This window comes from Synechococcus sp. 65AY6A5 (assembly GCF_002760415.1).
Classification (GTDB): domain Bacteria; phylum Cyanobacteriota; class Cyanobacteriia; order Thermostichales; family Thermostichaceae; genus Thermostichus.
Map to the genome: position 1 here is coordinate 257,678 of NZ_AXUW01000001.1, position 6,762 is coordinate 264,439.

Here is a 6,762-nt window from a genome sequence, read left to right on the forward strand (position 1 = left end):
AGGAGGGAGGCGGCATCTACAACGGCAGCGGCGGCAAGGTAACAATTACCAACACTGGCATTTCCAACAATAGCGTTGGTGACAAAGGGGGCGGCATCTACAACTTGGGCACAGTAACCATTGACGCAGCGGGCATTTCCGACAATGGTGCCGGCCAGGAGGGAGGCGGCATCTACAACGGCAGCGGCGGCACGGTAACGGTTACCAACGCCGGCATTGTCAACAATGGTGCTGGCAAAGAAGGGGGCGGCATCTACAACTTGGGCACAGTAACCATTGACGCAGCGGGCATTTCCGGCAATGGTGCCGACCAGGAGGGAGGCGGCATCTACAACGGCAGCGGCGGCAAGGTAACAATTACCAACACTGGCATTTCCAACAATGGCGTTGGTGACAAAGGGGGCGGCATCTACAACTTGGGCCCAGTAACCATTGACGCAGCGGGCATTTCCGACAATGGTGCCGGCCAGGAGGGAGGCGGCATCTACAACGGCAGCGGCGGCACGATAACGGTTACCAACGCCGGCATTGTCAACAATGGTGCTGGCAAGGAAGGGGGCGGCATCTACAATTTAGGCACGACAAACATCAGCAAAACAGGGATCTCCGGCAATAACGTTAGTGAAAAAGGGGGTGGCATTTACAACGGCAACGGCGGCAAGGTAACCCTCAACGCCAGCGAGATCTCCTTCAACAACGCCAGCAAGATCCCCTTCAACAATGTCAACCAGGAAGGGGGAGGGATCTATGTTTCCCGCAGCAGTACAGTAAACATTACCAACAGCACCCTATCAGGAAATAGTGCTGGCACAAAAGGCGGTGGCATTTACAATCTCGGCACCAGCAGTCTAAGCTTTGTAACAATTGCATCGAACTCAGCTTCAGAAGGTGGAGGTATTTTCAACGGCGCCACAGCCAACCTCAGAAACTCAATCGTAGCAAACAGTACAAGCGGAGGTAATTGTTCCAACGCTGGCACTCTCACCCCCAGCGGGGCGAATCTCGACACCGATGGAAGCTGCCCAGGACTTACGGCTGTGACCTCAGCAGCTTTGAACCTTGGGCCACTGGCCAACAATGGTGGGCCGACCCAGACCCATGCCCTTCTGGCAGGCAGTGTAGCCATCGACGCTGTGCCAGCCGGGCAGTGTACCGACCTGAACAGTAGCCCTGTCAACCAGGATCAGCGGGGTTTTTCCCGACCTGCTGGAGTTCGGTGTGATGTAGGAGCATATGAGGAGCAAGCTCCGCCCACCCCCACCCCAACACCGACGCCAACACCCACTCCAACACCGACGCCCACCCCGACACCGACACCCACACTCACTCCGACGCCCACACCCAGCCCAGCACCTCCCCCAGGCGAAGGGATCCGACTGGTCAAGCGGATCAGCGCCCTCAATGGCCTCTCCATTCCCGAATTCTTCGACGAGCCCACCGACCCCAACGACAACCCAGGGATCCCTTGGCCAGGCGGAGCCAGCACCTTCCTGCAGGGGGCCATCAACCTGCCGGTGCGCCCAGGAGCGCGGGTGCAGTATGCCATCTACTTCCTGCTGGACTCGCCCGCTTCCAACTTTGTGGTGTGCGATCCCCTGGCGCCTGGCTTGCAGTATGTGCCGGGCAGCCTGTCGGTGAGCACAGGGGGATCCCCTGTGGCCCTTAGCGACGCCCAAGATGGGGATAGGGGGGCCTTCATTCCGCCGGGTGGGGCCGTGCCGCCTGCTTGTGGGGGCATCAGCAACCCCAACGGTGTGGTGGTGGTGAATGTGGGGGGAGGCAGTTCTGGATCAGCCGGTGTCGTCCGCTTCGAGGTCACCGTTCCTAGGTAGGAGAGCCGTGTAGTCATGCCCTCTGAGAACTCCGTCTTTGCTATCGCGGTTGCAAAAGCGTTGCGTAGCGATAACGGCTTTCCCCCAGGTGGAGTGAGCCAGTCGTGGAGATATCTATCGAGGTTTGACAGCGCTTGCCGCCTGTGACGGTGGGGTGTCAGGCTGAGACAGGAGTGGTTTTGCAGTCGGTAGGAACCATGACGCAGCGTGCCCAAGGATTTTGGCAATGGGGATCCCTTTGCCGGCTTGGCCTCTACGTAGCTGCTCTGCTCTGCGGGGTGGCGCTCTGGGGGATCCCGGCGCTGGCGCTGCCGCAAGGGGATGCCATTACGGATCCGCGAACCCTCTTGCGGCGGGCGCTGCCCATCCAAGACAGTCGGATCTGGGAAATTGACGAGGCCATCACCAAAATCGAGGCCGACCTGAAGTACAACCGCTGGTCGGCGGTGCGGGGGGATGTGCGCCAGGTGGAGCGGCTCCTGGATCGCTATGCGGATCCCCTGCTGGCGGAGTTGCCCCCCGAGCAGGCTGCCGCCGCCTCTGAAGCAATAGCCGCCCTACGCCAGGAGTTGCAGCTCATCAGCCAGGCCACGGAGCGCAAATCCAAGGGCAAGGAGGAAGCCCGCGCCGCCTACGACCGCCTCATAGACGACTTGGGATCCCTGGAGAACAACTGGGTGGGGGCCTTCCCCTACGAGGTACCTGATGAGTACGCCGACAAGCCGCAGCTCCTGGGCCGGGCAGAAGTGGAGCTGAACACCACCGCCGGGCGCATGGTGATCACCCTGGATGGCTATAGTGCTCCAATAACTGCTGGCAACTTCGCTGACCTAGTGCAGCGGGGCTTCTACGATGGCCTGACCTTTGACCGAGTGGAGAAATTCTTCCTAGTGCAAGCTGGAGATCCCCCTGGCCCTGCCGACGGCTATGTGGATCCGGCCACCGGCAGAGTCCGCACCATCCCCATGGAGATCCGGGTCAAGGGTGAGGTAATGCCCCGCTACGGCCAAACCTTCGATCAACTGGGCCTGTGGGATGTGGAGCCGGCCCTGCCCTTTGCTGCCGAAGGGACGGTGGCCATGGCCCGCTATCCCGAGGATCCCAACAGCGCCTCTTCTCAGTTCTTTATCTTTATGGCCGAGCCGGATCTCACTCCCGCCGGCCTCAACCTCATGGATGGCCGCTACGCCGTGTTCGGCTATGTTACCGAGGGCACCGAGGTGCTGCGCAAGATCAAGCTGGGGGATCAGATCCTGAGCGCCCGGCTGATCTCAGGCCAAGAAAATCTGAGGAATGGGGCGTAGGGATTTTGCATCACTATCTCCTACCTTTGCCCTTTTGAGTGGCTAGAAGGCGCGGCTGAGGGCAGTTCCCGGGCCCTGAAACGCCAGCCAAGAGATCAGAAAGTTGGTAACAAACACCCCCAGCAACGCCGTCACCACAGCATCGGTGGTGGAGCGCCCCACCCCCTTGGCGCCCCCGCTGGTGGAAAGGCCCCAGTTGGAGCCGACAATGGCGATCAGAGACCCAAACACCATCGCCTTCAAACAACAGACGATCAAGTCCCAAGGGGCCAGGAGATTCTGAGCCGAGGTGAGAAACACCGTGGAAGGAATGTTGTAAACCGACGCGCAGATGATCATCCCCCCCACCAACCCCGTCAACAGGGAGAGGATGGTGAGCACCGGCAGCATCAGCCCCGCGGCCACTACCCGTGGGATCACCAGATAGTCCACCGGATCGGTGCGCAACAGGTAAAGGGCGTCGATCTGCTCCGTGACTTTCATGGTGCCCAGCTCGGCGGCAAAGGCGGATCCCACCCGTCCAGCCAGGATCACCGCCGTCACCACCGGCGTCAGCTCGCGGGCCAGGGCAATGGCCAAAACCCCGCCGATGAGGGAAGAAGCTCCAAAGTTGATGAACTCGCGCGCCAACTGAATCGTGAAAACGCCGCTGATCACCACCGCTGTGATCAAAACAATCAGCAGCGACTCCAGCCCCACCGCTGCCAGTTGCTCCAGCGTGTTGCGACGGTGAATGCGGCCCCGCAGCAGGTGCAAGGTCACCTGCCCGGCCAGGAGAAAACTGCTGCCCACCCGTTGGAACCAGTTCATGATCTCTCAAGAGGCCGATACGGCTGACGGCTCCGCCTCAGGTTCTGCCGGAAGCTGGAAGCTGGGGACAAACGAGGCCCGCGTCAAGGGTTGGTCGATCATCAGCCCTTCCCCCCCCAATACCTCGAGGGCACGCCCCTCGACGGAGATCCACACCCGCGCGCCGGGGTTCTGGCTGGTGGCCGTGTAGAGCACCTGCGCGATCCGGCTCATCATCGCCGTGGATCCCCCCCCTTGCGTGAATTCAGAAGAGAAATTGAGGAAAATATCGTTGCCTTCCACCCGCACATCCAGCAGCCGTGTCTGGGGAGGGATGGCGGTGGTGAGGTGGGGATCCCGGGGCCCGGCGATCAGCTCTTCCAAAGCCACACGGATGGCCTCTTGGGCGTCGAAGGCGCGCACGGAGCGCTCCTGCTGCACGTAGTAGATCGAGTTGTTAGCCGTGGTCAGCCAGTACAAAGAAAGGGTTTGCCGCGGCCCAATGCTGTACCACCAGGCTCCCCCCATCACCCCCACCCCCAGCAAAAAGCCCAGGATCCCCAGGGGCAGGGCCTGGTCGCGCCGTGGGCGGGAACGTCGCCCCCCCAATTTGCCAGAGCCAAGCTGTGCGGTACGCCCTCCGTAGTGATCCATCGCTGCCATTCCCCTGTCTTGCTTAGCTCTAGGGTAGCGAAGAAAGGCCCACCCTGCCGGGGATCCCCAAACCGGCACAGGCGCAAGCCAGCTTGAACTGGCTTCACGCTGGCCACAGCCATTCGCGACAACCAAGAGGCGGCGCGGCTGCTCTCCCGCCTGGACGAGGCCCGCATCGAGAAGCTCCTGGCAGAAGACGACCCTATCGACGAGAAGATTTAGCCCCAATGGGCGGGGATCCCTGCTAGGGAAGGGCGGCTCGCCGGGATCCCATCAGGGTCTCCAAGCTCTCGACCCGCACAAAGCCGATCACCTGCACCTGATCAGACCCTATCTCCAGGCTGAGCACCCGCACCAGGAGCCCCAGATCTTCTAGCTCTTGCAGATCAAACACCTCGTTAAGGCCGCCCAAAAACGCTGCCGAGATCTCATCGGGAACCCGCACAGAGCCGATGACAAACTCCGGATCCTGAAGCTGCAAGCGGCGCCCCTCCTCCACCTGGATCCCGGCGTTGAACACTACATCAACTGCTCGCGTCAGCGGGACGGAGTCTTTTTGCTCGCTGCCGCCTTCCTGCTCCACCAAGAGGGCAGAAAGTCGAAGGCGGTCAGGAGCCAAAAACTCGACCCGGGGTTTGCGCAGATCGAAGCGGCGGGGTTCGTCCCTAAGCCCGCCAAAGGGCAGATCTGCTCGGATATCCTGAAACTGTCTCAGCACCTCTGGCGAGTTGAGGGCAGCATTCAAGTCTTCTTCCCGCACCACCACCCGCACCGCCGCCTGCAGAGGACGCTCCAGCCGCAGAGGAGCCCCGCGGAAAAAAGAGGGGTCAATGGCCACCGGATCTGTTTCCAGCTCCAGCAGCTCTATGCGCGGAAACGGAGCCCTGTACAGCCCCCGCCCGGCAACCAACAACCGATCCGCCTGGCCGCTCAAAAAACGATAGTTAGGGCGGCTTTGGATGCGCACCTCCAAAACCTCTACCCCATCGAGCTGAGCGAGCAAAAGCTGCCGAGCCGCCTGATCTGCCAGGTAGCCTGCCCCTCCTCCCAAGCCCGCCAGCAACCCCACCAAAGCCGCCAGGATCTCCATATTTGCCGCTGTCACGTCTCCCCCACTCAGGTTAGCAGGGGGATCCCTGGCCCTCGTCAGGGATGCCGGCTAACGCAACACCTTAAGGGGACTAGCCTCAATAGGGCGATTTCCCAGGAAAGTTTTGGCAATTTTCAGGCCGTCCGCCATCACCGGCCGGTTGAGGGTTGGGTCATGGACAAATTTGACGCCGGAAGCCACCGTTGGGCGCCCCTCGCCCCAGGTATCCACAACTTTCAGAGTGGCAGCAGCAACCGGACGGCCATCGGCAAAGTAATCCACTACCTTCAGGGTGGAAGCTCCCACCGGGCGGTTGTCGATCTCGATCTTGCTGAACTTGACAGGGCTAGGAAACACCGGCGGGCCGGACCTCTCTCCTGACCCTAGAGCAGCCGGCAGGATCGGGTCGGCAGGCCGAGGAGCCAAGTTCAGACCGTTTCCTTGTCCCGTAGAGGTTTCTTGCTCCGGCAGCGGGCTGGAAAGACCACTAGGAACGGCCATAGCAATCTCCTAAGTTACAGAGGGAGCTGAAGGGAAAGGGGAGAAGAAACGACGGAATAAAACCGCCGAGCTGGGCGTCTTTAGGATCCCCGCAACCTCAGACCAGATTCTAAAAATATTCTAAACCATCGTTGGGCCTACGATCGGCTGCTCACACTCTGGCTTTATCCGTCAACTGCCGCTGAGGCACTCAGCGACGCTACACCTTCCCCGGTGCCATTGAGTCCGTATACACATTTGTAAACACTGTGTTACCCTTTGAAAGGACTTATCGGCAACTGAGGAGTGTTCGAGTAGCTGTGGTGAGTCAGCCAACTGTGGCTACGGATGACGCAGGCCAAGGGTGGAAAAAGCTTTTGGCGCGCTGGCGCGGCGACCTTATGGGCGGCTTGACCACAGCAGTGGTGGCTTTGCCGCTAGCGCTTGCCTTTGCCATTGCCAGCGGCGTTGATCCTAAAGCGGGGCTTTACACAGCAATTGTAGCTGGATTTAACACTCCCACCGCCTGAAGGCGGGGGATTCTTACGCAGTCCACAAAAGAACCCGTAACGGCGTTGTCAAAGCGCCTCTAGACAGTTCCTTCACGCAAAGC

Annotated in this window: 6 protein-coding genes and 1 pseudogene; 3 read left to right on the forward strand and 4 right to left on the reverse strand. The window is 60.5% G+C overall.

Translation table 11 applies throughout. From position 1 onward, the window contains the following. Both SYN65AY6A5_RS13925 and SYN65AY6A5_RS01205 read left to right on the forward strand, forming a co-directional pair. The coding region (locus SYN65AY6A5_RS13925) for a choice-of-anchor Q domain-containing protein (protein ID WP_276307411.1) at positions 1–1,832 on the forward strand (1,832 nt) is incomplete at its 5' end. A 197-nt stretch (positions 1,833–2,029) separates the two neighbouring features. Further along, on the forward strand, positions 2,030–3,136 hold the full coding sequence (locus tag SYN65AY6A5_RS01205) for a peptidylprolyl isomerase (protein ID WP_099812998.1): 1,107 nt from the start codon (positions 2,030–2,032) through the stop codon (positions 3,134–3,136). Positions 3,137–3,178: 42 nt separating this feature from the next. Here SYN65AY6A5_RS01205 and SYN65AY6A5_RS01210 read toward each other — a convergent pair whose 3' ends face one another. From SYN65AY6A5_RS01210 to SYN65AY6A5_RS01225, 4 genes are all read right to left on the reverse strand, one after another. Next, complete coding sequence (locus SYN65AY6A5_RS01210) at positions 3,179–3,946, reverse strand: MlaE family lipid ABC transporter permease subunit (protein ID WP_011430901.1); 768 nt, start codon at positions 3,944–3,946, stop codon at positions 3,179–3,181. Between the two features lie 6 nt (positions 3,947–3,952). After that, positions 3,953–4,579 carry a GerMN domain-containing protein gene (locus tag SYN65AY6A5_RS01215; RefSeq protein ID WP_099813000.1) on the reverse strand — a complete coding sequence of 209 codons (627 nt, stop codon included), beginning with the start codon at positions 4,577–4,579 and terminating at the stop codon, positions 3,953–3,955. 244 nt (positions 4,580–4,823) lie between these two features. Beyond that, positions 4,824–5,684, reverse strand: coding sequence for a DUF2993 domain-containing protein (locus SYN65AY6A5_RS01220; protein ID WP_228375271.1), 861 nt, complete (start codon positions 5,682–5,684; stop codon positions 4,824–4,826). 54 nt (positions 5,685–5,738) lie between these two features. Then, entirely contained in the window at positions 5,739–6,170 is a 432-nt protein-coding gene (locus SYN65AY6A5_RS01225) for a hypothetical protein (RefSeq protein ID WP_011430898.1), read from the reverse strand. A 380-nt stretch (positions 6,171–6,550) separates the two neighbouring features. Here SYN65AY6A5_RS01225 and SYN65AY6A5_RS14100 point away from each other — a divergent pair. Next, positions 6,551–6,661, forward strand: a pseudogene (locus tag SYN65AY6A5_RS14100) (SulP family inorganic anion transporter); the annotation flags it as partial. Positions 6,662–6,762 lie beyond the last annotated feature (101 nt).